This window comes from Halobacillus sp. ABR2_026 (assembly GCF_056158545.1).
Genome location: NZ_JBSWTM010000001.1, coordinates 3,477,165 through 3,502,875 on the forward strand (window position 1 = coordinate 3,477,165; position 25,711 = coordinate 3,502,875).

Here is a 25,711-nt window from a genome sequence, read left to right on the forward strand (position 1 = left end):
TTCTCCCCTTTACACGTTAATCGTAGGTGTAAAAACCGCGTCCAGACTTCTTCCCAAGCCAGCCTGCCTTTACATATTTCCTAAGAAGCGGACATGGACGATACTTGCTGTCTCCAAACCCTTCATGAAGCACTTCCATGATGTATAAGCACGTATCCAATCCGATAAAATCTGCAAGCGTAAGTGGGCCCATCGGGTGATTCATGCCGAGCTTCATGACAGCGTCCACATCTTCAGGAGAGGCGACTCCTTCGTGCACCGTATAAATCGCTTCGTTGATCATCGGCATTAAAATCCGGTTGGACACAAACCCTGGGAAGTCCTCAACTTCTACAGGTGTTTTTTCCAGTTTCTTCGTCATATCTTCAATAGCCTGATAGGTTTCATCACTCGTCTGGATAGCACGGATGATTTCCACCAGCTTCATCACAGGCACAGGATTCATGAAGTGCATGCCGATTACCTGCTCTGGACGTTTCGTAGCTGCAGCAATTTCTGTAATTGGTAAAGATGATGTATTCGTTGCCAGGATGGCATGTGGAGGAGTGATCTCATCGAGCTGTTGAAAGACGCTCACCTTCACATCCATGTTTTCGACGACAGCTTCTACCACAAGGTCACAGTCGGAGGCATCCTTCAATTGCGTCGTTGTCTCCAAGCGTCCATACGCTGCCTTTTGATCCTTTTCCGTCATTTTCCCCTTATCCACTGCGCGGAGCAGACGCTTTTCAATTCCTGCAAGACCCTGGTCGAGGGCATCCTGACTCATGTCATTCAGTTTTACGTTCAATCCGGCCTGAGCAAAAACCTGGGCAATGCCAGCACCCATCTGTCCTGCTCCTATGACCATGACTTGTTTAATTGTCATTCAGCTTACCTCCTATTGTTTCGGTACTTCGATCAATACAGCATCTCCCTGGCCGCCGCCTGAACAAATGGCTGCGATTCCAAGTCCGCCGCCCTGTCTCTTCAACTCGTGTGCAAGTGTAAGCAAAATCCGGGCCCCACTTGCTCCAATCGGGTGGCCAAGAGCTACAGCACCACCATTTACGTTCACTTTTTCATGGTCGAGCCCTGCAATTTTACCACTGGCTAAGGAAACGGCAGCAAAGGCTTCGTTCACTTCAAACAGATCGATATCTTCTATGGATTTCCCGGCTTTTTTCAAAAGTTTATTAATGACCAGCCCAGGCGTCTGTGGAAAATCCTGTGCTTCTACAGCGATTTCGTCATGTGCAAGAATGGTGGCCAGCGTTTCAGCTCCCAGTTCTTCCGCTTTCTCATCGGACATGAGCAGCATGGCACAAGCTCCATCGTTCACACCAGGCGCATTCCCAGCTGTGATCGTTCCTGTCTTATCAAACACAGGACGGAGTTTAGCCAGGCCTTCAACGGTCGTATCCTTCCTAGGAGCTTCATCACGATCGACGACTATCGGGTCCCCTTTTCTTTGCGGGACTTCAACAGCGGTAATTTCTTCCGCGAGTTTTCCTTCTTCTGTGGCACTCACAGCCCGTTGATGACTACGATAAGCCCATTCATCCTGAGCTTCTCGCGTCAGTTCGAATTCTTCGGCCGTACGGTTGCCGTAGTTACCCATATGGACATTTTCGAAAGAACAAGTCAATCCATCATGGACCATCATATCTTTAACCGCAGCATCTCCCATGCGCAATCCCCACCGGGCTTTCGGCATGAAATAGGGGGCATTACTCATGCTTTCCATTCCACCTGCGACAATGATCTCTTCTTCCCCGAGTCGAATGAACTGATCCCCCATCGTGACACTGCGCATGCCGGAAGCACATACTTTATTCACTGTTTCTGTTTTTACATCCCAAGGAATGCCAGCTTCTCTTGAAGCCTGACGGGAAGGCAGTTGTCCCTGCCCCCCTTGAAGCACCGTACCCATGATGACTTCATCTACTTCCTCTGCTTTAACACTCGCGCGCTCCAGAGCAGCTTTGATCGCTATGCCACCAAGCTTTGCAGCTGTCAGCGGGGCAAGGGCTCCTCCAAATTTCCCAAAAGGTGTACGAGCTCCAGCAACAATAACAGTTTTACGCATGTCTGTTCCTCCTCATTTGATAACGCTTTCATAAATGACGATTGAACGCTCGCTCAAAATCGTCTCATAAGGAAAGTGTACATAAAATGCTGTACACTTTCCACAATATTCATACTATTTTTTTATTTTACGCGGTTTATTCGACGGAAAACTCGATTGGTCAAACGTTTGATTAAGCCGTCTTTTCTTCTGTTTTATCAAACATGGATTTTGCGAGGATCTCTGCAATATCCATGGTGCTCACTTCTTCTTCCACTTCTTTCGCTTTCGTTCCATCAGAAAGCATCGTCAGACAGAAAGGACAACCGCTTGAGATCATCGTCGGCTCGACTTCAAGTGCTTGTTCGGTACGTGCGACGTTGACGCGGTTTCCGGATTTCTCTTCCATCCACATCATTCCACCGCCGGCTCCACAGCACATGCCGTTCGAACGGTTACGCTTCATTTCCACGACTTCCACACCTGGAATCATTTCAAGTACTTCACGCGGCGGCTGATACACTTCGTTGTAACGTCCAAGATAGCAGCTGTCGTGATACGTGATCTTCTCGTTCACGACCCCTTCCGGTTTTAAACGCCCATCCTTCAGCCATTCAGCAAGCATCTCGGTATGGTGATAAACTTCAGCTTCCAGCCCAAAATCCGGATACTCATTTTTGAAGATATTATACGCGTGAGGGTCAATCGTGATGATTTTCTTCACATTGTGTTTTTCAAATTCTTTCATGTTCTTCTCAGCAAGCTCCTGGAATAGGAATTCGTTCCCCATACGGCGCGCCGTATCTCCAGAGTTCTGCTCTTTGTTTCCAAGTATAGCGAACTTAATATCCGCTGCATTCATGAGTTTCGCAAACGCCATTGCAATTTTCTGACTGCGGTTATCATAAGAACCCATCGAGCTGACCCAGAATAAGTACTCAAATTCTTCTCCTGATTTCTTCAACTCTTTCACGGTAGGAATATGAACATCTTCATCCGACTGTCTCCAGTCTTCTCGTTCTTTCTTGGAAAGTCCCCAAGGATTTCCCTGACGTTCGATGTTCATCATGGCACGTTGTCCATCAGCATCCATCTTTCCTTCTGTCAATACTAAATAACGACGAAGGTCGATGATTTTATCGACGTGTTCATTCATGACCGGGCAGGCATCTTCACAGTTACGGCAGGTGGTACACGCCCAAAGCTCTTCTTCTGTAATGACATCTCCGATCAAACTCTTGTTGTTCACGGCATCAAGCGTAGCAGCCGCTTCATCAGAACCTTGAGAGCGGGACATTTGTGCGAGCGTATTCCCTTCGGTACCGGAAAACGCATAAGCAGGGACCCACGGGGATTGACCGGTCACGGCTGCCCCTTTTTCCGTTAAATGATCTCTGAGTTTAACTATCAGGTCCATTGGTGAGAGCATTTTCCCTGATCCTGAAGCAGGACAGACATTTGTACAGCGCCCGCACTCGACACAAGCATAGAAGTCGATCATTTGCAGCTGATTGAAATCTTCAATTTTTCCAACGCCAAAGGAAACGTCTTCTTCATCAGCATCTTCGTCGATTTCAAAATCGATCGTCTTCAATTTTCCTGGTGGTTCTTCACGACTTAAAAAGACATTGACCGGTGCCGCAATTAAGTGTGCGTGCTTTGATTGTGGGACGTAAACCATAAACGTCAGTAAAATAAGCAGGTGAATCCACCACATAACGAAAAATACTGTCGCAGCTGCGACCGGCGGCAGCCATCCGAAAGCGCTTGCAATTCCGGACGCAACAGGTTCTGTCCACGCTCCATCATGCCCGTGCCAAATGAGACCCATGCCGTTCCCTACAAGAACGGTGACCATCAACGTTCCAATAAAAATAAGGACAAGCCCTGCTTTGAAGCCTCGCTTCAAACGGACCAGTTTTTCTATATAACGGCGGTAGAAAGCCCAGATCACAGCGACAAGAATCGTCAGAGTCACAATTTCCTGGAAGAATGTAAACCCTGGATAGAACGGACCTAAAGGCAGATGGGAATCCGGTGCCAGTCCTTTCCAAATAAAATCAATCGCCCCGAACTGGACGAGGATAAATCCGTAAAACATCATAACGTGGATAATACCTGATTTTTTATCTTTCAATAATTTCTTTTGTCCGAAGACATAAATCCAAATCTTCTGTAAACGCCTTTTCAGCTGTCTGTCATACTCGAATTTCTTCCCCAGTTTGATGTAAGCGACGCGGGTCTGAACGACACGGACGAACAAGTACAGGCCGTAGACAAGGACGCCAAGAAATAAAATCCAGTTTGCCATCAACAACGGATTCATCGGTTCTCCCCCTCTTTGTTGTTGTCGCGCGATGGCGACTCCCCTTTTCTCCGATCAGAAAATCGACATGGATTCTTATAATTTTCTGAATCTTATAGCTTTACTATAAATTATGAATGAGCATTCAGTCAACATGTTTTCCTGTTTTTCCTTTTGAAACCTTTAAAATCGGGGAAACTAGGGGGAAGATACTTTTAAGGAGGATTGAGAGATGCTCGTCACAATTATACTAGGCGTCATTCTGCTAATACTTTTATTCATCGATTTCAAACTGGGACGGGCGGCTCATGAGAAAAAGCCTCGGACCCTTCCCCTGCCTGAAACGCGGGGCGACTACAAACTCTACAAAAATGGATCGGTCCTCTATGAACAGATGTTTCAGGAAATTGCAGAAGCAAAGGAACAAGTCGATATTTATTTTTACTTGGTGGATGATGATTATATCAGTGAAAACTTTCTTGATGTTTTAAAAAATAAAGCTCGAAACGGGGTACCTGTCCGTTTCCTCGTGGATGGCTCGGGGGTTATAAAATCAATAAACATGCCAGGAAAAAATTGAGAGATGCAGGTGTTGCTTTTTATTTCGCCGAGACACCTGGATTCCCCTTCTTTTTTTATAAACTTAATCGGAGAAATCATAGAAAAATAGCGGTTATTGACGGAAAGATCGGTTATTTAGGAGGATTCAACATCGGAAAGAATTACATTGGAGAATCCGCAAAATTTGGGGATTGGAGAGATTATCACTTGCGGTTAACAGGCCCGGTCGTGTCCCAGATCCATAAAGTGATGCTGGATGACTGGTACTTGGCCTCAGGAGAAACGATTTCGCCTTGTGATCCTTCAGAAGATGGAGAGTATGTCATGAACATCGTGGCTACTGATGGGGTCGAGCTGGAGAATGAATTTGCGAAGATGATGGATTCGGCCGAAAAAGAAATTCTGATAGGAACTCCTTATTTCATCCCGACTGATCGCTTGCAAACAAGATTGAAACAAGCGATCGATCGCGGAGTAGAGGTTCATATCATGATTCCAATGAAAGCCGATCATCCATTCGTAAAACCAGCCGCCGTCCCTTACCTGAAAGAGCTTCATCAAAAGGGAGCGACTATAAAATTGTTTGATGCCGGGTTCTATCATTCCAAAGTCATTATGATTGACGGAACATTCGCTGATATTGGAACCGCGAACTTTGACCGCCGGAGTTTCTTCCTGAACAAGGAAGTCAACACTTACGTGTACGATGAAACATTTATCAATGACTTGAGGACCGCGTATTTCGAGGATGCCTCTGACGCAATCCCCTTTGATGAACACTGGCTCAAACAGAGGTCATTGACTACCCGCCTGAACCAGAGAATTGCCGTTCTGCTTCGTCCCTTCCTGTAAACCATTACTTGAGCAGTTCCGAAACCATCGGGCCAGCCCATGCCATGACTTTAAATCCTAAATATATGCCGATGATCCCAGCGACTCCTGCAAATGCAGGTGGGGCTGGAATCGGCAGTTTAAACCCTGCAAACACGAGCCCGACAATAAATCCAGTAAATAATGCAATAATAACTTCTTTCATTTTTCCACAACCTTTCAATATGTAAGACGTAAAGATAGCTTTTGCTTGCAGCGACCTTGTCATGCAAGCTTCTTTTTTTATGGTACGAATGCATACTTTCATTCATGTCCATGGCATTTTACCTGCCCATACCAAACGATATTTCCAACCCTTCCCATGAAAAAAGAACGCCCCTGCCCGGTTCGCAAAGACGCCCTTTTCCTAGTTTATGGGATTACATCTGATTTGGTGCAGAAACCCCGATTAATCGCAGCGCATTTCTCAATGTTGTGCGGACAGCTTTCATCAGGGCGATTCTGGCTGCTGTAATTTCTGGGTTTTCTTCATCCAGTACTTTCACTGCATTGTAAAAACTATGCAGATTGGATGCCAGATCAAAAGCATACTGAGTGACCCGGTGAGGGGTGCGTTTCTCTGCAGCATCCGCTAAGACCTGCGGGAATTCACCAAGGCGCTTGAGGAGATCTTCTTCCTTCTCAGATGTCAAATGACTTCCGTCAAAAGAGTCTTTCACAAGCCCTTTTTCTTCCGCCTGTTTCAACATGGTGCAAATCCGTGCATGGGCGTATTGAACATAATATACAGGGTTTTCATTCGACTCTGAACGGGCGAGGTCCATATCAAAATCCAAGTGGGAGTCACTAGATCGCATGGAGAAGAAATAACGCATCGCATCGATTCCTACTTCCTCCATCAATTCACGTAGAGTGACCGCCTTCCCTGTACGTTTACTCATTTTCACTCTTTCTCCGTCCTGGAACAAGTTCACCATTTGGATGATTTCGACTTCAAGTGTATCTTTTTCGTATCCAAGGGCTTGGATGGCTGCTTTCATCCGAGGGATATAGCCGTGGTGATCAGCGCCCCAAATATTGATAAGCGTATCGAATCCACGGTCCAGTTTATTTTTATGGTAAGCGATATCAGGTGTGAGATAGGTGTATGTCCCGTCATTCTTGATAAGCACGCGGTCTTTGTCATCCTCGAACTTCGTCGTTTCAAACCAGGTCGCATCATCTTTTTCAAAGACATAGCCCTGATCCTTCAATACGGCAAGGGCATTTGTAATTTGATCGTCACTATATAGGGAAGTCTCAGAGAACCATTCATCAAATGGTACACGGAACTCTTCCAAATCTGTTTTAATTTTATCTAATAGGAATTTCAATCCATACTCACGGAAAAACTGCAGGCGTTCTTCTTCCGCAGTATCCACCCATTTCCCACCATCTTCAGCGACGAGCTTTTCAGCCAGACCAATGATATCCCGGCCATGATAGCCATCTTCAGGCATGCTCCACTCTTTCCCCAGCGCCTGCATATAGCGGGCTTCGAGAGATGTGGCGAGATTAGCCATTTGATTTCCGGCATCATTGATATAGTATTCACGGGACACATCGTAACCTGCGGCGTCCAGCACGTTACATAGGGAGTCACCAACAGCTGCGCCACGGGCGTGTCCAAGGTGAAGGGTACCCGTCGGATTGGCAGACACGAACTCCACCTGGATTTTGTGCCCTTCTCCACTGTTGCTACGTCCATATTCATCTCCTGCCCGTAAAATAGCAGGGACCAATTCCGTCAAATACTGATTGTTCATATAAAAGTTGATGAATCCAGGTCCGGCAATCTCGATTTTCTCAATCGATGCTTTGGACTTGTCGAACTGTTCCACGAGCTCTGTGGCGATGGCACGCGGATTCTTCTTTGCCACACGCGCCAGCTGCATCGCCATGTTGGTCGCATAATCTCCGTGTGCCTTGTCTTTCGGCTGCTCAAGTATCACTTCAGGCATTTCGTCTTCTGAAGCAAGTTCAGCGGCAAGGACTGAGCGTACAATTTCATCCTTCAGTTTCTGTTCCATTTGTTCAACGATATTCATGAATCGCTCTCCTCCTCAAACGTCAACGTCAAGCGGTGGGCTTGAGTCACTTCATGGTTTAAAGTCATGGTATAACTTAAATACAGCCGGCCCTCAGTGGATTCTTCCATCGGACGGTATTCCACTTTATCTGTAAATGTCTTCATATGAAAATCACCATACGTATGATGATATAAATTTTCAGTCACCGTGGATGTCTGGAAAACCTGGCGCATTTCCACGCCACCGCTCCGTTTGATGCTGACATGTTCAGGTTTGATCGTCACCATCGTACTGACAGGCTCCCCTTCGTCCGGGTGCTCGTTAAAGGTGAGCACCTGTGTATCGCCTCGTTTGAAAAACTGTCCGGGCTCCTGGATCTTCATCGTCTCTTTACGATCCTCGTCCTGTATTTCCGTAACAAGCTTTACCTGGACATCTTTTGCATTCCTTGGCATCTTCCCTCCACCTTTTCTGTCTCCGTTTTTACGTACAAGATATAACTAATATATTATAAGAATTCGAACAAAAAAACGCAAGCATCATTCCAGCAGTAGATGGACGTACTCCTGGACTTCTTTTACCTGAGCGACGTGATTCGGTATCGAATAGGCCGCATATAGAACTAGGATAGCCAAAACAATCGTCAAGTACCACTTGAAGGGCAGAATTTTTTTGAAAGGACGACGGTCCGGTACGATGGCGAACAATAAAAATGGCAGCAGCAGTCCAATCGTCCAGACATCGATGCTCCATTGTCTATTTTCCAGCGAAACAGCAAGTGTGAACTGCAGAAGATCATTCATACGGTCTTCCACATCCACTTCCTCCACTACCTCTCGCCCCATTCCTTCCTGGATGATGAGGGTGTCTCCCTCCAACTCATAGGATATATTGGATGGATTCCAATCGGCCACATACGTTACTAAAAGCAGGGGAAGCATGATTAAAACATAAATCCCTGCTACTCCTATCGTTTTTTTATCCAAAACAAAAGCTCCTTTTTGCATGTCTTCTCTCATTTTATTTCCGACACCTTCCTTACCCTTTTCCCTGCTTCTTCTCAAATTTCAGGGGAAGCATGCCGGTACAGGGGCTGTCCCTGTATAATCGAAAAATAGAAAAACCACTATGAAGACCTTCACAGTGGCTGGTTACATTCTATCATTTATTTAACGAACCCTAAAAGCATTTCGCGGACGAACTTGCTCGCAGCAATCTGTGTTCTCTCCGTGGGATCATAGGCAGGCGCTACCTCAACAAGATCGGCTCCCACAATATTGCTTTCACTTGCTGCTAGCGCATGAATGCTTTGCAGAAGTTCTTTAGAGGTGATCCCCCCAGCTTCAGCCGTCCCCGTTCCAGGGGCAAAAGCAGGATCAAGCACATCAATATCGATCGTGACATATACCGGACGGACGGCGAGTTCAGGAAGGGCTTTTTTCAAAGGCTCCAGGACTTCAAATCTGGCCATATGCATCCCGGCTTCTTCTGCATAGTGAAACTCTTCCCTCATGCCTGAACGGATGCCGAATGAATACACGTTCTCTGCCCCTATTAATTCACAAGCTTTCCGGATAGGTGTCGAATGGGACAACACTTCCCCTTCATACTCTTCCCGGAGATCTGCATGGGCGTCGATATGAACAATCGCAAGGTCTGGATATTTCTTGTACATCGACCGGATGACCGGCCATGTCACGAGGTGCTCCCCTCCAAGCCCCAGAGGGAGTTTACCCTTTTCAAGCAATTCATCCATATACTCTTCAATCATATCAAGGCTGCGCGCTGCATTTCCGAAAGGCAGCATCAAATCACCTGCATCATGATAGTCGATATCTTCCAGGTGGCGGTCAAGATATGGGCTGTATTCTTCCAAACCTATGGAAGCTTCACGAATGCGGTTCGGACCAAAGCGCGATCCTGGACGGAAACTGACGGTCCAGTCCATCGGCATGCCGTAAATGACAGCGGCCGCTTCTTCCTCCGTCGCCCGGCTCATGATAAACACTTTTCCAGAGTAAGATTCATCGAAGCGCATAGCGGTCACTCCTTTGTGAGGTCTTTGACGAATTTCGGAAGGGCAAAACACGCCCGGTGGATATCGTCCGTATAATACTTTGTATCAATCTCCTTAAAACGTTCCTCACTTACTTGAAGAGGATCATGAACTTTACTGCCCATCGTAAATGTCCAAAGTCCACTTGGATAGGTCGGAATATTGGCAGTGTAGACTTTGGTGATCGGGAAGGTTTCTTTTACGTCACTGTATACCTGGCGGATAAGATCCGCTTTGAACCATGGATTATCCGTCTGAGCAACAAAAATCCCGTCATCTTTCAAGGCTTTGGCAATTCCTTCATAAAAACCTTTCGAGAACAGGTTTACGGCCGGGCCAACAGGCTCAGTGGAATCGACCATAATGACATCGTACTCGTTTTCACTCTTCGCGATGTGCATGAATCCATCATCCACTTTCACTTCCACCCGATCATCCTCCAAGGTGCCTGCAATGGTAGGCAGGTACTTTTTCGAATACTCGATGACTTTGCCGTCAATCTCGACAAGGGTCGCTTTCTCTACACTTTCGTGCTTTAAGACCTCACGAATGACACCACCGTCGCCACCTCCGACGACGAGGACATTTTTCGGCTCGGGATGAGTGAATAAGGGAACATGGGCAACCATTTCGTGATAAACGAATTCATCTTTCTCCGTCGTCATGACCATGTCATCAAGGACGAGCATATTTCCCCACTCTGCTGTTTCCAGCATCTCCAATTCTTGAAAGTCTGTCTTTTCACTATGAAGGGAACGATTGACCTTCGCTGTAATCCCGAAATGATCGGTCTGTTTTTCAGTAAACCATGTACCCATGTTGCATTTCTCCTTTTTCATCTATGAAATAACTTGCCTTATATACGTGTTTGTTTCACTCAAGAAGTTTATTTTACTACGTATTCTCACATAATAATAGCAGTCTTTATACATTCGTAACAGATAGGAGTCTAAAAGAATGCGATCATCTTTCAAAACGGCCTATCGATGGACGGTTCGTGGGGTAAAACTTACACTTTTCAGCGCAATCGCCGGGGTTGTCGGCGTGATCGGTGTACTGATTTATGCCATTACACAAGGACCTCCCTCTTTAATGACCGAACAAACGACTGTTTTCTATGGAACCGATGGTGAAATCATAGGAGAAGAACGAGGCGTCGAAGAACGATATTGGATTACGATAGAAGAGATGCCTGAGGCTATTAAGGATGCAACTCTCGCGATCGAAGACCGGCGGTTTTATAACCATTTCGGTTTCGATTTGAAACGGATAGCCAGTGCTGCCCTCACGGATTTGAAGCAGATGAGAATGGCCGAAGGAGCCAGTACCATTACCCAGCAGTATGCGAGGAACCTTTACCTTTCCCATGATAAAACGTGGAAGAGAAAACTCAACGAGGCTCTCTATGCTGTTAGGCTTGAGATTTTTTACAGCAAAGACGAGATATTGGAAGGGTATTTGAACACGATTTATTACGGACACGGGGCTTACGGGGTTGAAGCCGCCAGCCGTCAATATTTTAATAAACATGCTTCAGATCTTACCTTGACGGAGTCATCTATGCTGGCGGGCATTCCTAAAGGACCCACCTACTATTCTCCACTAGCAAATGCAGAGCGGGCAAAAGCGAGACAACAGCAGATCTTAGTCGAGATGGAGGAAAACGGCTATATCACCTCCTCCGAAAAAAGAGAAGCGGTGGAAGCGAGCCTCACGTATGCAGATGACGAAGAAGAAAAAATCCAGGAAGTCGCCCCTTATTTTCAAGATCAAGTGGTCACTGAAGCGGCCCAAATCCTTGACGTTGACAGAGAAAGTGTCCAAACAGGCGGCTATCACATCCACACCACGTTAATAGAAAAACACCAACAAATTCTGGAAGAACAGGTGAAGAGAAACATTCCGGTGAACGAGGACATTCAGGTCGCTTCCACTGTCATGGACAGCCACACAGGAGCCATCACAGCGCTTGTGGGAGGCAAAGATTATGGAGAGAGTCCCTTTAATCGAGCGACTCAGGCCAAACGATCGGTCGGTTCAACCATCAAGCCATTTCTGTACTATGCCGCTCTCGGTTCCGGGTACTCACCGGTCACTATGAAAGATACAGGTCCCGTTGAAATTGAAGTCGACGGCAAAACTGAACCCTACATTCCGTCCAACTTTAACAACGAATATGCAGAAGACCCGATCTCTATGGCTCAAGCCCTTGCCGTATCCGATAATATTTATGCAGTAAAGACCCACATGGATATCGGCCCGGAAAAATTAGGGGAAACGATGAAGACGTTCGGCATTGATGGGACATTCAAGCCCCACCCTTCCCTCGCCCTCGGTTATTCTTCCATTTCCCTGCTCGACATGGTCAGCGGTTATGGAAAATTGGTGAAAGGAACCGAATCCATCGAAGGGCATACGATCGCCAAAATAACGGACAGGCATGGCAACGTCCTTTATGAGTACAAACCGGTCTACAATAAAGATGATGCGGTCGACAAGATCAGGGCGTTCACCGTTACCCATATGATGACAGGCATGTTCGATCCTTTGTTGGATGCGGACTACGCATCTGTTACCGGGACGCCGATCAAAGGAAAGCTGACACGTATGTATGGCGGAAAATCAGGAACCACCGATAACGACAGTTGGATGATCGGATTCAGTCCTCAATATGTATCCGGTGTCTGGATAGGATATGACGAAGGCGGAAAGCCCCTTCAAGATTTCAACGACCACCGTTATGCCAAAGCCATCTGGGCAGACATGATGGAGAAAATCCATGAAGACGAACCCACCGCTGCTTTCATACCGCCCCCGGGGGTAAAAGGCGTTTACATCGATCCCGAGACCGGCTATGTCGCCGGTCCAAACTGTCCACAGGAACGGTTGGTGTACATGCAGGAAGCCGACATCCCTGAAGAAACATGCGGCGGTGACGATAGCAAGAACCCTGACGATGAGTTTAAAGATGACCCGTGGTTCAAGGATGTCGTCGACTGGTTCTTTTAACGGGGGCCGGGTGTTTTGGCGCGGCTCAAGCTCTCTTTGGCGCGAAAGGCCATTCTCAATAGGAATGGCCTTTCGCTTTTTATAAGTTGGCTCTGTTAAAGTTTAGGGTTGATGTTACTGCAAAAAGGAACTTCCAATTTTATGGAGATTCCTCATTTTTATATTTGGCTTATTCAACGAAAGCTCCCTTTCCTTGAATACTTCATTTCGAGATGTTCCAGGGATTCATTGTCACTTCCATCCGTTGATGCATTTACTTTAACAGAGCTTATAAATTAAAAAAAGACAGAGAAAACGACCGGCGGAACCGGTCGCATTCTCTGTCCTAGTAAACATGTATAACCCATGTGTTACTAAATATATTACCCATATTGCTTATTCGTCAAGATTCGCCGTCTGAATTCCGACATTTTTTTCTTGAACATTTTGTGAACAAAAAGTGAACAGCTTACAAAATGGTAAGATCAGCAATATCACTGAGTGAAACGGTCACTTTTTCTTTCATCTGTTCATCCACGCCGGATACGGTCTGGCGGCTTCGGTTTACGTGGGTCACCTTCATTTTTATGTCTACATACTCAAAACCGTTATGCACTCTCAACTCTACGGTAAGATTGTCGGTCAAGGCACGCTGAAGGAGAAAATCAATTTCTACCGCTTTTTGCTCATCCATGATTCCTTTTTCGACGCGTTGATCTTCTTTCCACAATTTTTTTACCATTTCTACATGCTCAGGCAACATAAGTGATGTCCATTTGATCGTCCCGCGATCCCGATTCCTGTTATCCATCATTGGCTCCCTCCACCACGAACGTTTGTTCTTATTCTACCATAAATGCAGACTTCGTAAACTGGAATTTTCATACTTGGCAAGGAACACCATCAGAAAAAAACGAAGCTGCGGGCCGATTCTCAAATAGGACTTATGGTTTCACAACGCTTCCTTTGTTTCCTTTCTTCTGATATCCGAACACGAATATACAACTTACATAGATCACGAATGCTCCTCCGATAAACCATAAACCTGAGGATAAGTAGCCGTGTTCCTCATAAAAGGACCACTTGAACAGGAAATGGAGGATTCCTGAAACTAGTCCTACAAGGGCAATAACAAAATGAAACACTACATCATTTTCCAATATTCTTTTCATCTCCATCCCTCCTTTCTATTGAAGCTGATCGAATCGCTCATACAGAAAGAGAGAAACCTCTCAGTTCCCCTCTTCCCTATACCATTCTGTATGAACGTGAACCTTTATTAGACTTCCAGAGAATCTTTAAGTTCTTGATCGGTATTTTCCCAAAGCTCTGGTTTGAAATCTCGCAGGTAATCCCCGAGCAGCTTTTTGGATTTTTCATCGATGTGATCAACAGCAAAGCGGCCTTTCAATGATTTATCCATATGATTCACGTGCTCCGGCATTGATTTGTATCCTCGTTTAATGGAACGATCCACCACGATTTCACTGGCAGCTACGCCGTGATAGCACGGTTTACCTTCCCGATAGTCCACCGTTACCCAGGCGATCCAGTAGCGCAGTCCATTTTTTACGACTTCCCGATCCGTAATGAACTTGATCCGCTTCTCTACTTTACTGCGGGCATGGAGCGCCCCCATATCGACATAGGCTTCTTCTTCGTTCGGGTCCACAATGACAGGCGTCATATTTTCAAGACTGATGGAACCGACCCCGTATCCCCCATGACCGTCGGTGGAGTCATCTTTGATAATCGTAAATTGATTCTTCTTTTTATCTGTACTTTCACCATTATTTTTGAACTGATCGAACTCTTTCATAAAGCCATCCTCCTCATCAATCGTCCTATTATTTTGTCCCATTTTAACATACATAACGATTCTTGTTAGGAGAGATGCTTCATGAATAATTAATCAAACGTTTGTTTAATCTGTTCATATTCCTTCTGCAGCAAGGAAAAGACAACTGTATCATGGAACCTCTTTCCGTCATAGTCCGTTGCCCGTAGGACCCCTTCTTCCCGGAAACCGAATTTCACTAAGAGTTTTCGGGATGCTTCGTTTTCGAAAAAGATATCTCCCGTCACCCGGTTCAAATTCAATGTCTCAAACCCATATGGTAGTACACAGCGGAAAACTTCTGTCATGACGCCCGAATTTTGATAAGCCGGGGCAATGACCGCTCCAAGTTCTGCTTTTCTATGCCACACATTCCATTTATGAAAACGAAAGAAACCGATCGTTTCGCCCCGATTATTTTCAATAACCCATGGGATTTCTTGTTGATGAAGGAAGTTCGCGAGTCGTTCTTCTATGTAAACTTCCATTTCCTTCAATGACAAAACGGGATGCGGGGTGATGTATTTCATTGTTTGTGCCTTACTCATGAAGGCAAATAAGTCGGGAGCATCCTGGAGCTTGAGTGGCCTCAGTTTTCCATTCTCCATATCCAAAACCGGAATTTGAGACACTTCACCTTCCCCCTTTCGATCCTGTCCGGCGGACGAATTGGAAGTCATCGTTTTCCGTTTCAGTTGATGGCCGGACCGTCTTTTTTTGTTTCCGGAGTCTTGCTCTCCATTTTCTCTTCGTAACAGGTGTTACCCCTACTCTCTGCTGCTGCACATCTTTTATTCCTTCAACGATGAACTGCACCGCAATGATCAACACTACGAAACTTAGCAGCACAGGGACAATCATCCACAGGTTTCCAGACATCAAAGCGGTCTTCGATGAGCTGATCAAGCCTGACCATTCATAACTATAGCTTCTCGGAGGATCCGGGTTCAATGGATCGTTGGAAGTAATCGTCCCCCCTACAAACAGACCGAAAACGCCTAAATGGATGAAAACGATGAGCGTCTGGATAAACTGCTGACCGAACAGAATCCCAAGTCTTGATCCTAAATGAGGCAGGATGTGTCTCCAGAAAAGGTGGCCGGGATCACCGCCAAGGACTCTCGCCCCTAACACGAACTCACGCTGAAGTAATAACCGGGATTCATTACCGATCAGCGCGGTCAAAAGCGGCAATGACAACACGGTCAGCACAACGACTTCAAACGCCACCCGATCAGCGAGTGAGGTTTCGAACCCTCCAACGGACTGAACCATTGTCGGTTGCAGAATGACAAGGGCAATGAGAGTTATAGGGAGATAATGAAATCCGTCTACGAACTTATCCACCCTTTCCTGCCACTTTTCTTTCATTAGAAAAGCGTAAGGGATGGACAGCAGCAGCCCTCCTACCACCCGAAGGAAAGAAATGAGAATTGCTAACAAAATCGTATACTTTGCACCTGTTAAGATTTGATCATAAATGCTGAAACCCAGCCGGTCAGTCCCCATAAAAATAAATTCAGGCGCATGAGGAGGCGTACTGACCAGTTTATTATCCTCATCATAAATAAACCCATAATCGCGGACGACGACATCCGCTGTCACGGAGTGATAAATGCTTACTCCAAGCATCCCGAATACCACCAGAAAACCAAGCGTAAATTTAACATTTTTAAAATGCTTCAACGTTTCCACAAACCCGCGCCACAGTAAATTCCAAAGCGGCCACCGTTTAATCCTTGTCCAAATTCCCGTTCGTTTGAACTTGACAGTAACGGTTTTAACTTCATTTCTCTTCAAGACCATTTCTATGGAATGATAAAAAAAGAAAAATGGAGTGAAAATCATCCATAAAACAATTGCCGTTACAATAGGTCTGAAATCTTGGAGGATGTAATAGGTCAGACCATTCGTGTTAAACACATATTCAATCACCAACAGGCTCGACAATGCTCCCCATACAATTGTTTTCGAATGATAAAACACGCTGTAGACAATATTCCGGAACACATGGTAAACAATGATTCCTCTGAATTTAACGCCTTTACTTTGCGCGAATTGAACGTAATGTTTCTTCAACTCCTCTTCTAGTAAAAGAAGTACGATCTTATACAAAGAAACCATCGGCAGGATCGCTAGCGTGAGGATCGGTCCAATGTATACCTTCTCATCTCCGAGTGTTGCAAATTTGAAAAGAAGAATATCTGTCTTTTTATAGACTGCCACCACGACCATTTGCAGAAGGAAAGCTACAAGCAGATCGGGGATGGTTTCAAATAGATGAAGGACTTTTTTTGTCAAAACCCGGAGAGGAGCTGGCAGGAAAACCGTAAACGCACTCAGAAACATAGCTAGAAGAAACCCCAGCAAAAGGGAAGACAATAAAATTGTCATGGAATACAAGTAGGGTTCCCACAGAAAAGGCAGAATCGGCTCTTCCATCTGTTTAAATAGATACACCCATTCGGAAGGCTGGAACAGCTCCCCAATTAATGTAATAAACTCTTTGATCATGATAAAGAAACCCATCAAGCCATTCGTACTGAAAAAGGAAGGCGAAACACTGATGACCAATATCCCTATGAGCCCAAGCAGATAATATTGAAAAACACGCCCGACTCTCCACATCAACTCGACCACCTCCTACGGTTACCTTCTTCGTCCGATTTCGATGGTGCATGATTCCTTTGAATGAATACGAAATCGTTTTTCTTGATAGGTGTTTCATCCACCTTTTCTGCCTCTTTTCTTTGAAACAGCCGTTTCAACCCATTGTTTTGTTCAACAGATACTCCGACACGGCGCTGCTGGACTTCTTTCATCCCTTGAATCATGAACTGCATGGCGACGATGATGGCCATGAAACAGAAGAGCGTAGGAATGATCAACCACCACTGGCCGGTCATTAAGGAGTCTTTAGCCGCCCCGATCATCCCGGACCATTCATAGGTCGTCGTTACAGGGGGATCGGCCATCATTGGATCATAACTCACTTTCGTGCCCCCGAAATAAATATCAAACACTCCGAGATGGATGAAAATCAGCATCGTCTGTATAAATTGCTGACCGAATATAATTCCCATCTTCGTACTTAAATGAGGCAGAAGATGTTTCCAAAGCAGGTGGATCGGGCCGCCACCTAATACACGCGCACTGGTAATGAACTCCTTTCTCATCATGCTTTTCATTTCATTTCCGAACAAGGTCATGACAAGTGGTACAGCTAAAACCGTCAGAACGACCCCTTGATAAACAATCCGTTCCGTTTCCGTTGTCGTAAACCCTTCATAAGGCATCCATAACACGGGCCTCAACAAAAGGAAGGCAAGAATAGTCATCGGCAGAAAATGCATGCTGTCTATGACTTTCGTCGAAAAAACCTGAAGCCTGGCCGGTAGAAGAAAGGCATAGGGAATAGCAAGAACAAAACCGAGGAACATCCTCAAAAAGGCGATAATCACTCCGAACAAAATAGTATATTTAGCACCGACCAGAATTTGATCGAAAATACTAAACCCGAGCGGGTCCGTACCGAGAAACACGAATTCTGGAGAGTGCGGGACAGAACTTACCAGGTTGCCGGCATCGTCATAAATCAATCGATACTGATCAATAAGAGGATCGGCTGTATTTGTATAAACAATGCTTACGAGGACTGCTCCTGCGATGACAACAAATCCAAGCAGAAACTTCACGTTTTTGAAGTGAACAACGATTTCATTTAAGGCCTGGATAAACCAACGTCCACCACTTCTCCATGAGATGGAGGCAAAAAACATCTCCGTTCCCTGATAAAGAATGTAGAAGGGCGTAAAAAGCATGAGCAGGATAAAAAAGGTAACGATCGGCCGGAAATCATTCAGGAAGACAGAAGTGATGCCATTCATATTGAAAATGTATTCGATCATCAATAAACTGGATAACGCTCCCCAAACGATGATTTTGGAGTGGTGAAACATGCTTCTGCCAATATTCCGTGAAATATGTATAAAGATGATAGCGGCTTTTTCCAACCCTTTCCCTTTCGCCATTTGAACATAAGGTTTGGTCCACTCTTCTTCGAGGAGAGCCAGGACGATTCTATACATGGTCACCATCGGCAGGACGGCAAGTGCCATGATCGGGAGTAAATATACTTTGTCCTGCCCGAGAGAAGCGAATTTGAACACTAAAATGTCAGTCTGGTTGTATACCCAAACCACAAGCAACTGTAAGGAGAACGCAAGCAGCAGATCGGGGACGCTTTCTAACAAGCCGACCATTCGATCGACCAATCCCTTCAACCACTTCGGCAGAAACATGGTCAAGACAGCTCCCGCGCATGCAAGGAAGAACCCGAGCAGAATCCCCCCGAAAAACACCGTCATGGAATATTGATAAGGCTCCCACAAGTATTCAAAAATGGGCACTTCATTCCCTTTAAACAGGTACACCCATTCGTCAGGATGAAGAATTGTTTTTAAAAGGATACCTAAGCTATCCCAATAGTTGCTGAGGTCAAAAAACGCTTCATTCCTGAACAAAGCAGAGGATGAACTAATGAACAATATCCCTACAAGACCTAACGCATAGTACAAAACAAATTTAATAAATTTCACATATCCGGCCTCACTCTACATTTATTTTTTCATCCATCATGCTGTGAAAATATGAATCATAACCACTTTCTATTGGATTCTTTTCTATCATTCAGCGCATCACGCGACTCGCCTGCCCATACAAAATCCGCTTCTCGAACCATGACCTCCTTCTTACTGTGACTGTTTTTTCTACGGAAAATTCTTTTAAGCCACGTGTTGTGTTCTGCAGGGATGCCGACCCGGCGCTGCTGCACTTCTTTAATGCCCTGTATGACGAGCTGCATCGATATGATAATCCCCATGAACGAGAGCAGTGCCGGAACGATGAGCCACCACCGGCCGGTCATGATAGAATCTTTCGCAGCTCCGATCATCCCCGACCATTCATAGGTCGTACTTGTCGGAGGATCTGCCATAAAATCATAGCTCACTTTTGTCCCACCGAAATAAATATCAAAAATTCCAAGGTGAATGAAAATCAAGAGCGTCTGTATGAATTGCTGGCCGAAAATAATGCCCATACGTGCACTCAAGTGGGGCACGAGGTGCTTCCACAACAAATGTACAGAACTTCCTCCGAGCACTTTTGTACTGGCGACGAATTCTTCTTTCATCAGAAGCTTCATTTCATTTCCGAACAATGTCATTACGAGTGGAACAGCCAGCAAGGTCAAGATGATGCCTTGATAAAGGATCCGCTCCATTTCTGTCGTTGTAAATCCACCAGGAGGCATCCACAATACCGGTCTCAGAAGTAATAGAGCAATGATGGTCATCGGTAGAAAATGCATACTGTCCACAAGTTTTTCAAACCCAAGCTGTAGTCTTTTAGGCAGAAAGAATATGTAAGGGATGGCCAAAATGAATCCTAATCCCATTCGGAGAAAAGCAATGACCAGACCGAAAACAATCGTATACTTCGCCCCCACCAACAATTGATCAAAGATGCTGTACCCAAGTGGTCCCGTACCTAAAAAAACATACTCCGGGGAGTGGGGCATCGAGCTGACCAATTTCCCCTCCTCGTTATAAATCACTTGGTAATGGTCCACCAATGGATCCGCGGTCCATGTGTAGATGACACTGATGACAACCGCTCCCAGGATGACCGAGAACCCAATAAGGAATTTGACATTCTTAAAGTGAGCTCCGATTTCTTTCAGAGCATAAGACGCCCAGCTCCCCTTCCCTTGCATCGAAACAGCCCCCATAAAATGATTCATCTGAGGGACTGTATCCTCCTCTTCCGGATTTTCTTTAAAGATGAACAACCCAGCTCCCTGATAAATAAGATAGAACGGCGTAAAGAGCATCAGAAGGATGACACTTGATACAAACGGACGGAAATCATCCAAAAAGGCAACGGTAATCCCATTCATATTAAAGATGTACTCGATCACCAGTAAGCTTGATAATGCTCCCCATACGATGATCTTCGAATGGTAGAAAGCGCTTTTTCCAATGTTCCTAAAGATATGAACCGACAGGATGGCTGCCTTTTTCAACCCTTTCCCCTTCGCCATTTGGACATATGATTTTGCCCACTCGTCTTCGACCATGGACAGGATAACCTTATACATCATCACCATTGGAAGAACAGCTATGGCGATCATTGGAAGGAGGTAAACGTTGTCCTCCTTGAGAGAAGCGAAAGAAAATAATAAAATTTCCGTTTGTTTATAGAACCAGACGACCATCAGCTGTAAAGAAAAAGCTAATAACAAGTCCGGAACACTCTCAATTATCCCAAGCACTCGATCAAGGAGGGAACGCAGCCACTTCGGAAAAAATACGGTGGTGAAGGCGCCAATGAAAGCAAGCACGAATCCAAGAAGAACCCCTCCAAAGAAAACGGTCATGGAATATCGGTAGGCCCCCCATAAGTGTTCAACAATCGGGACGGATTGCTCCTTGTACCTATACGTCCATTGTTCTGGATTCACAACAGCAGACAGGAGCTGATTCAATTCCTTTATGTAATTCCCAATGTCCAAAAATGCGCCATCCCTGAATAAGGCAGGTGACGTACTGATGAGCAAAATACCTACCATCCCGCATAGGTAATAAAGCACAAACTTTATAACCTTCATCGATTCGCAACCCCCCACTCTACTTCCGATTTATATTTTTTTCAATTATCTGACATCAAATGCTAATAAAAAAGGTGTACTTCAATGTACACCTATACTTATCTTAATGAATGGAACGTAAATATTCAATAAATTTCCATCCTTCTTCGATATCTTCTTCATTATAATTTTGAGCACTTTTCACGGTGAATATCTTCTCTGCTATCTCTTCTTTCGGCAGATGCTCAAAAAACAGCATCGTTGAAACCAGCTCAAGAAAACGGGAGCTGCGTCCATTCATTTCTTCAATATGTGCTCCCAACGGAGGCAGGTCCATTTCATAGTGCGTGAGGAAATTTCTGCCGCTGTCCGTCAGATGGTAACGATATTGATAATAATTTTTCTTTTCTTCTTTTGTTTCACTGATAAAACCGAGGTTGCACATTTCCTCGACCCTCAACGTCAGCTCCTCTGAATAGGGTCCATAAAAATGAAATTGATAACGCTCTTCAAAAGGGATTTCACACTTTTTCAGTATGTAAATCATCTTCTGCAACTTCTTACGACCAACAATTTCATCCGTGCTTGAGAAAAACTGCATCAATTTCGCATGATTCTCCAACATGGAGGTTCACTCCTTATCCAAACAATATTTCCATAATCCGCTTCTTCGTTTTGCTTCGGTTCGACATTTCCTCAAGACGGTCGAGAGGAATATACAGTTTGTGATCCGTCCGTTTCTTTCCAGAGATGGATTCGACAATGTCTGAGAGTCTCGATAATTCCTTCAATTCACCGTTCGGCTGCAACAGATGAATCGGCAATCGTTCCCCTTCTTCGCCAGGGCGATAGAAATCATAGGGAAGGTCCGAGCTGGAATCGACCACTAAATAGTAATCAGGATTCAACCCTGCTTTTGTAAACAGTTTGTACAATTCCATCCATTCGTTCATCTGCGCGTTCGGGTTAAATTCGATGTATTTGAATAATTTACGGTTCACGAAACGGTGGCACAAATCACTTAAGACATCGTCTTCTTCGTTCATCCAGGTTTGGAAGTAATAGAGAACGACTGCTTCATCAAGGGCTAAATATTCATCAAGGGTAGGCTCCCCGGAGAAGAAGGACAAGAAATGCTTCGGTTCCAATTTGAACGTGTACCCTTCTTCATAAAGCTCTTTGGCACGGTGAAGGATTTTCGTCAGAATCACTTCTGCACTACGGGTAACCGGGTGGAAATAGACCTGCCAATACATTTGATAACGACTCATAATGTAATCTTCAACCGCATGCATTCCGCTTTCCTTCACAACGACCTGATCTTCCATCGGACGCATGACCCTGAGGATGCGCTCCATATCAAAGTGCCCGTAGCTTACTCCTGTGAAGTAGGCATCCCGCTGCAAGTAATCCATGCGATCGGCATCAATCTGGCTGGAAATCAAGCTGACGACCAACTTATTTTCATACGTCTTATTAATGACATCGGCCACTTTCTTAGGAAAGCCTTTTTCCACTTTACTGAGAACCTTGTTGACTTCCGTGTCCCCAAGCAGAATGGCCTGTGTGAAATCTTCATGATCGAGTTTGAACACTTTTTCAAACGAGTGGGAAAAAGGTCCATGACCAAGATCATGCAACAGAGCCGCACAAAGACAGAGCAGCCTCTCTTCCTGGTTCCAGTTTGGACGGTCCTTGAAATTCTCGATAATTCTTCTCACAATTTCATAGACACCCAGGGAGTGGTTAAAACGGCTGTGTTCTGCTCCATGAAACGTCAAATAAGAGGTTCCAAGCTGTTTCACTCTCCGAAGCCTTTGAAATTCAGAGGTACCGATCAAATCCCAAATCACCCGTTCACGAACGTGAACATAGCGGTGAACAGGATCTTTAAAAACCTTCTCTTCACTTAATTTTTCATCACGATAGGCCATCAGTTTGTCCTTTCTACACGACATTTTTATCTATTATATACCTTAAATTCCGACAAAAAAACACCTTGACAGACAGAAAATGACAGGAGTTCGTCTGAACACCTGTCTATCAGCGTTCTTGCTTTCATTATGAACTTGTGATCCATCAGAGAATTTTACAATCGTTCTTCCATTCATGCAAGACCTGACTTTTGGTATAATGGACGTTGCTATATAAAAAGGAGAACGATTGCTATGAGTGAACTTCATCCACTATTAAAAACAGAAACATACCGCTTCATCGATCAAAGCAATTTAGGACCCGGATTTTCGGCCCTGCAATCTTTTGCTATGGACGATGCTTTGTCGATGAGTGTTGGAGAACGAATGAGTCCGACGACAGCCAGACTGTGGGTCCATCACGATACCATTGTCCTTGGGATTCCTGATGCCCGACTTCCATATATTAAAGAAGCCATCCAGTATGTAAAATCGAATGGATACGATGTCATCGTCCGAAATTCCGGGGGACTTGCCGTCGTATTGGATGACGGTGTTCTGAACCTTTCCCTCATCTTCCCTGATTCTAAACAGGTAAATATCCATGACGGATACGAAGCGATGGTGTCGTTCATCCGCCACCTTTTTTCTGATGTAACCGAGGGAATCGAAGCCTATGAGATTACGCAATCCTATTGCCCCGGGACGTATGATTTGAGTATTGATGGAAAGAAATTCGCCGGCATTTCACAGCGCCGGGTCAAAAATGGATCCGCTGTCCAAATCTATTTAGATGTGAGCGGTAGTGGCGCAGAACGAGCTGCACTTTTAAAACGTTTCTATGAACTAGGAAAGCGCGACGAAAACACGCGTTTCACTTATCCCGATATTGCCCCTGAAGTCATGGCGTCTTTGAACGAGTTATTGAACACTTCCTTGAGCGTCGCTGACGTTCGAGACCGTATCTTAATGAAATTACACGAACTTTCCGGCCACCTTGTCACCCACCCCTTGGAAGGTGAGGAAATCGACTGGTTTCACAAGCGGTTTGAGCAAATGATTAAGCGAAACGAAAAAGCGCTCGACAACCTGGAATAATGGTGTCGAGCGCTTTTGAATGGCTCTGGTTAAGTTTTTTATCTTTCACTTCGTAAGATAACCTACGGAGGTAACGGCGCATAGCAAGCGACTCTGTTCTCAATTTCCTTAAAGCTGTACAACCCCATCGAAATGGACTTTTTGTGATTGGATAAAAATTCACCTCATGAATGAGCAAAAAAGCTCGCTGGACGTTGTCCGCGAGCTTTTAGTACCTTATAGAGATTGAGCAGCCGTAATGATGGCTAGTTTGTACACATCATCAGCGTTACAACCGCGTGACAGATCGTTTACTGGCTGGTTCAAGCCTTGCAGGACTGGTCCAACCGCATCGAAATTCCCTAGACGCTGAGCAATTTTATAGCCGATATTCCCTGCTTCGAGACTCGGAAATACAAACGTATTTGCTTCACCCTTCAATGGAGAATCCGGCGCCTTTTTCTGAGCGACAGATGGAACAAACGCAGCATCAAATTGGAATTCACCATCAATAACCAAGTCTGAATTCTGTTCTTTAGCGATTTCAAGAGCACCTGATACTTTCTCTGTTTCCGGAGATTGCGCAGAGCCCTTTGTTGAAAAACTCAGCATAGCAACCTTTGGATCGATGTCGAACAGTTTCGCTGTCTCTGCACTTGCCAAAGCGATTTCTGCTAAATCCTGGCTGTCAGGGTTGATGTTGATAGCACAGTCAGCAAATAAATATTTCTCTTCATCACGGACCATGCAGAAAACACCTGAAGTTTTCTTGATGCCTGGTTTTGTTTTAATAATTTGAAGAGCAGGGCGAACCGTGTCTGCTGTAGAGTGTACCGCTCCACTCACAAGGCCATCTGCTTTACCCATATAAACGAGCATTGTACCGAAATAGTTGCCGCTTTGAAGGATTTCACGAGCTTTTTCCTCCGTCGCTTTCCCTTTACGACGCTCAACAAAGCTTGCGACCATTTCATCAAACTCATCATAATTCGATGGATCGAGAATTTCAGCAGCAGATATATCAAGATTTAATTCAGAAGCTTTCTGTTCTACTTTTTCTTTATTTCCGACTAATACAGGTGTCAACATCGCGTCTGCACCCAATTGACTCACAGCCGTTAGAATTCTTTCATCTAATGCTTCTGGAAATACGACCTTCTTGCCTTTTCCATCAATCTTAGACTTCAATGTATCAAATAGGTTACTCATGATTAACCCTCCATTTATTCATTCTGTTATACATGATAAGACCTTTCGTGTTTAAATGAAAGTGGTTCGAACGAAGTTTTCTGTTTGAAGCGATTACATTTAATAACTTTACCCTATTTTACAGAAGATGATACTTCTGATTCTCGCCTTCCCTTCCCTTATTCACAAT

General features: G+C 45.0%; 23 protein-coding genes. 4 read left to right on the forward strand and 19 right to left on the reverse strand.

Translation table 11 applies throughout. The features are described 5' to 3' along the window. Positions 1–16 precede the first annotated feature (16 nt). The 3 genes from ACXADE_RS17755 to ACXADE_RS17765 all read right to left on the reverse strand — a co-directional run bounded on the left by ACXADE_RS17755 (position 17) and on the right by ACXADE_RS17765 (position 4,373). Complete coding sequence (locus ACXADE_RS17755; protein ID WP_474981750.1) at positions 17–868, reverse strand: 3-hydroxybutyryl-CoA dehydrogenase; 852 nt, start codon at positions 866–868, stop codon at positions 17–19. 12 nt (positions 869–880) lie between these two features. Continuing rightward, positions 881–2,068 (reverse strand): acetyl-CoA C-acetyltransferase, encoded by a 1,188-nt coding sequence (locus ACXADE_RS17760; protein WP_474981751.1) that lies wholly within the window; start codon positions 2,066–2,068, stop codon positions 881–883. Positions 2,069–2,240: 172 nt separating this feature from the next. Beyond that, a complete protein-coding gene (locus tag ACXADE_RS17765) occupies positions 2,241–4,373 on the reverse strand; it encodes a heterodisulfide reductase-related iron-sulfur binding cluster (RefSeq protein ID WP_474981752.1) in 2,133 nt (710 codons plus the stop codon). A 211-nt stretch (positions 4,374–4,584) separates the two neighbouring features. On the opposite strand from ACXADE_RS17765, the gene ACXADE_RS17770 reads away from it, so the two are divergent. Beyond that, entirely contained in the window at positions 4,585–4,932 is a 348-nt protein-coding gene (locus ACXADE_RS17770) for a phospholipase D-like domain-containing protein (RefSeq protein WP_474981753.1), read from the forward strand. After that, complete coding sequence (locus ACXADE_RS17775) at positions 4,929–5,765, forward strand: phospholipase D-like domain-containing protein (RefSeq protein WP_474981754.1); 837 nt, start codon at positions 4,929–4,931, stop codon at positions 5,763–5,765. The genes ACXADE_RS17770 and ACXADE_RS17775 overlap by 4 nt, the downstream gene beginning before the upstream one ends. A gap of 4 nt (positions 5,766–5,769) precedes the next feature. Here the strand turns inward: ACXADE_RS17775 and ACXADE_RS17780 are convergent, their stop codons facing one another. From ACXADE_RS17780 to speE, 6 genes are all read right to left on the reverse strand, one after another. Next, the gene (locus ACXADE_RS17780; RefSeq protein ID WP_474981755.1) at positions 5,770–5,949 is read right to left on the reverse strand and encodes a XapX domain-containing protein; all 180 of its coding nucleotides are present in this window, start codon (positions 5,947–5,949) and stop codon (positions 5,770–5,772) included. A 214-nt stretch (positions 5,950–6,163) separates the two neighbouring features. Beyond that, on the reverse strand, positions 6,164–7,831 hold the full coding sequence (gene argS / locus ACXADE_RS17785) for an arginine--tRNA ligase (RefSeq protein ID WP_474981756.1): 1,668 nt from the start codon (positions 7,829–7,831) through the stop codon (positions 6,164–6,166). Continuing rightward, positions 7,828–8,268, reverse strand: a complete 441-nt coding sequence (locus tag ACXADE_RS17790; protein WP_474981757.1) for a YwiB family protein — start codon at positions 8,266–8,268, stop codon at positions 7,828–7,830. Before ACXADE_RS17790 ends, argS begins: the two co-directional genes overlap by 4 nt. Positions 8,269–8,352: 84 nt before the next feature. Further along, positions 8,353–8,799 carry a hypothetical protein gene (locus ACXADE_RS17795; protein ID WP_474981758.1) on the reverse strand — a complete coding sequence of 149 codons (447 nt, stop codon included), beginning with the start codon at positions 8,797–8,799 and terminating at the stop codon, positions 8,353–8,355. Between the two features lie 179 nt (positions 8,800–8,978). Beyond that, on the reverse strand, positions 8,979–9,851 hold the full coding sequence (gene speB, locus ACXADE_RS17800) for an agmatinase (RefSeq protein ID WP_474981759.1): 873 nt from the start codon (positions 9,849–9,851) through the stop codon (positions 8,979–8,981). 5 nt (positions 9,852–9,856) lie between these two features. Then, entirely contained in the window at positions 9,857–10,687 is an 831-nt protein-coding gene (gene speE, locus ACXADE_RS17805; protein ID WP_474981760.1) for a polyamine aminopropyltransferase, read from the reverse strand. A 139-nt stretch (positions 10,688–10,826) separates the two neighbouring features. Between speE and ACXADE_RS17810 the strand changes: the two genes are divergently transcribed. After that, on the forward strand, positions 10,827–12,878 hold the full coding sequence (locus tag ACXADE_RS17810; RefSeq protein ID WP_474981761.1) for a transglycosylase domain-containing protein: 2,052 nt from the start codon (positions 10,827–10,829) through the stop codon (positions 12,876–12,878). A 448-nt stretch (positions 12,879–13,326) separates the two neighbouring features. Here the strand turns inward: ACXADE_RS17810 and ACXADE_RS17815 are convergent, their stop codons facing one another. From ACXADE_RS17815 to ACXADE_RS17855, 9 genes are all read right to left on the reverse strand, one after another. Beyond that, positions 13,327–13,671, reverse strand: a complete 345-nt coding sequence (locus tag ACXADE_RS17815) for a YolD-like family protein (protein ID WP_474981762.1) — start codon at positions 13,669–13,671, stop codon at positions 13,327–13,329. Between the two features lie 130 nt (positions 13,672–13,801). Then, positions 13,802–14,029 (reverse strand): hypothetical protein, encoded by a 228-nt coding sequence (locus ACXADE_RS17820; protein ID WP_474981763.1) that lies wholly within the window; start codon positions 14,027–14,029, stop codon positions 13,802–13,804. A gap of 107 nt (positions 14,030–14,136) precedes the next feature. Beyond that, the gene (locus ACXADE_RS17825; RefSeq protein WP_474981764.1) at positions 14,137–14,676 is read right to left on the reverse strand and encodes a YwhD family protein; all 540 of its coding nucleotides are present in this window, start codon (positions 14,674–14,676) and stop codon (positions 14,137–14,139) included. Positions 14,677–14,765: 89 nt separating this feature from the next. Next, positions 14,766–15,326 (reverse strand): GNAT family N-acetyltransferase, encoded by a 561-nt coding sequence (locus ACXADE_RS17830; RefSeq protein WP_474981765.1) that lies wholly within the window; start codon positions 15,324–15,326, stop codon positions 14,766–14,768. 1 nt (position 15,327) lies between these two features. Next, entirely contained in the window at positions 15,328–17,322 is a 1,995-nt protein-coding gene (locus ACXADE_RS17835; RefSeq protein WP_474982265.1) for an ABC transporter permease subunit, read from the reverse strand. Then, positions 17,322–19,292 (reverse strand): ABC transporter permease subunit, encoded by a 1,971-nt coding sequence (locus ACXADE_RS17840; protein WP_474981766.1) that lies wholly within the window; start codon positions 19,290–19,292, stop codon positions 17,322–17,324. The genes ACXADE_RS17835 and ACXADE_RS17840 overlap by 1 nt, the downstream gene beginning before the upstream one ends. A 56-nt stretch (positions 19,293–19,348) precedes the next feature. Then, positions 19,349–21,364, reverse strand: a complete 2,016-nt coding sequence (locus ACXADE_RS17845; RefSeq protein ID WP_474981767.1) for an ABC transporter permease subunit — start codon at positions 21,362–21,364, stop codon at positions 19,349–19,351. Between the two features lie 103 nt (positions 21,365–21,467). After that, the gene (locus ACXADE_RS17850) at positions 21,468–21,968 is read right to left on the reverse strand and encodes a YwgA family protein (protein WP_474981768.1); all 501 of its coding nucleotides are present in this window, start codon (positions 21,966–21,968) and stop codon (positions 21,468–21,470) included. 13 nt (positions 21,969–21,981) lie between these two features. Next, positions 21,982–23,277, reverse strand: coding sequence for an HD domain-containing protein (locus ACXADE_RS17855; RefSeq protein ID WP_474981769.1), 1,296 nt, complete (start codon positions 23,275–23,277; stop codon positions 21,982–21,984). A 234-nt stretch (positions 23,278–23,511) separates the two neighbouring features. Between ACXADE_RS17855 and lipL the strand changes: the two genes are divergently transcribed. Next, complete coding sequence (gene lipL, locus ACXADE_RS17860; protein ID WP_474981770.1) at positions 23,512–24,354, forward strand: octanoyl-[GcvH]:protein N-octanoyltransferase; 843 nt, start codon at positions 23,512–23,514, stop codon at positions 24,352–24,354. Positions 24,355–24,570: 216 nt separating this feature from the next. Here lipL and pta read toward each other — a convergent pair whose 3' ends face one another. Beyond that, positions 24,571–25,542, reverse strand: coding sequence for a phosphate acetyltransferase (pta, locus tag ACXADE_RS17865; RefSeq protein ID WP_474981771.1), 972 nt, complete (start codon positions 25,540–25,542; stop codon positions 24,571–24,573). Positions 25,543–25,711: the final 169 nt, after the last annotated feature.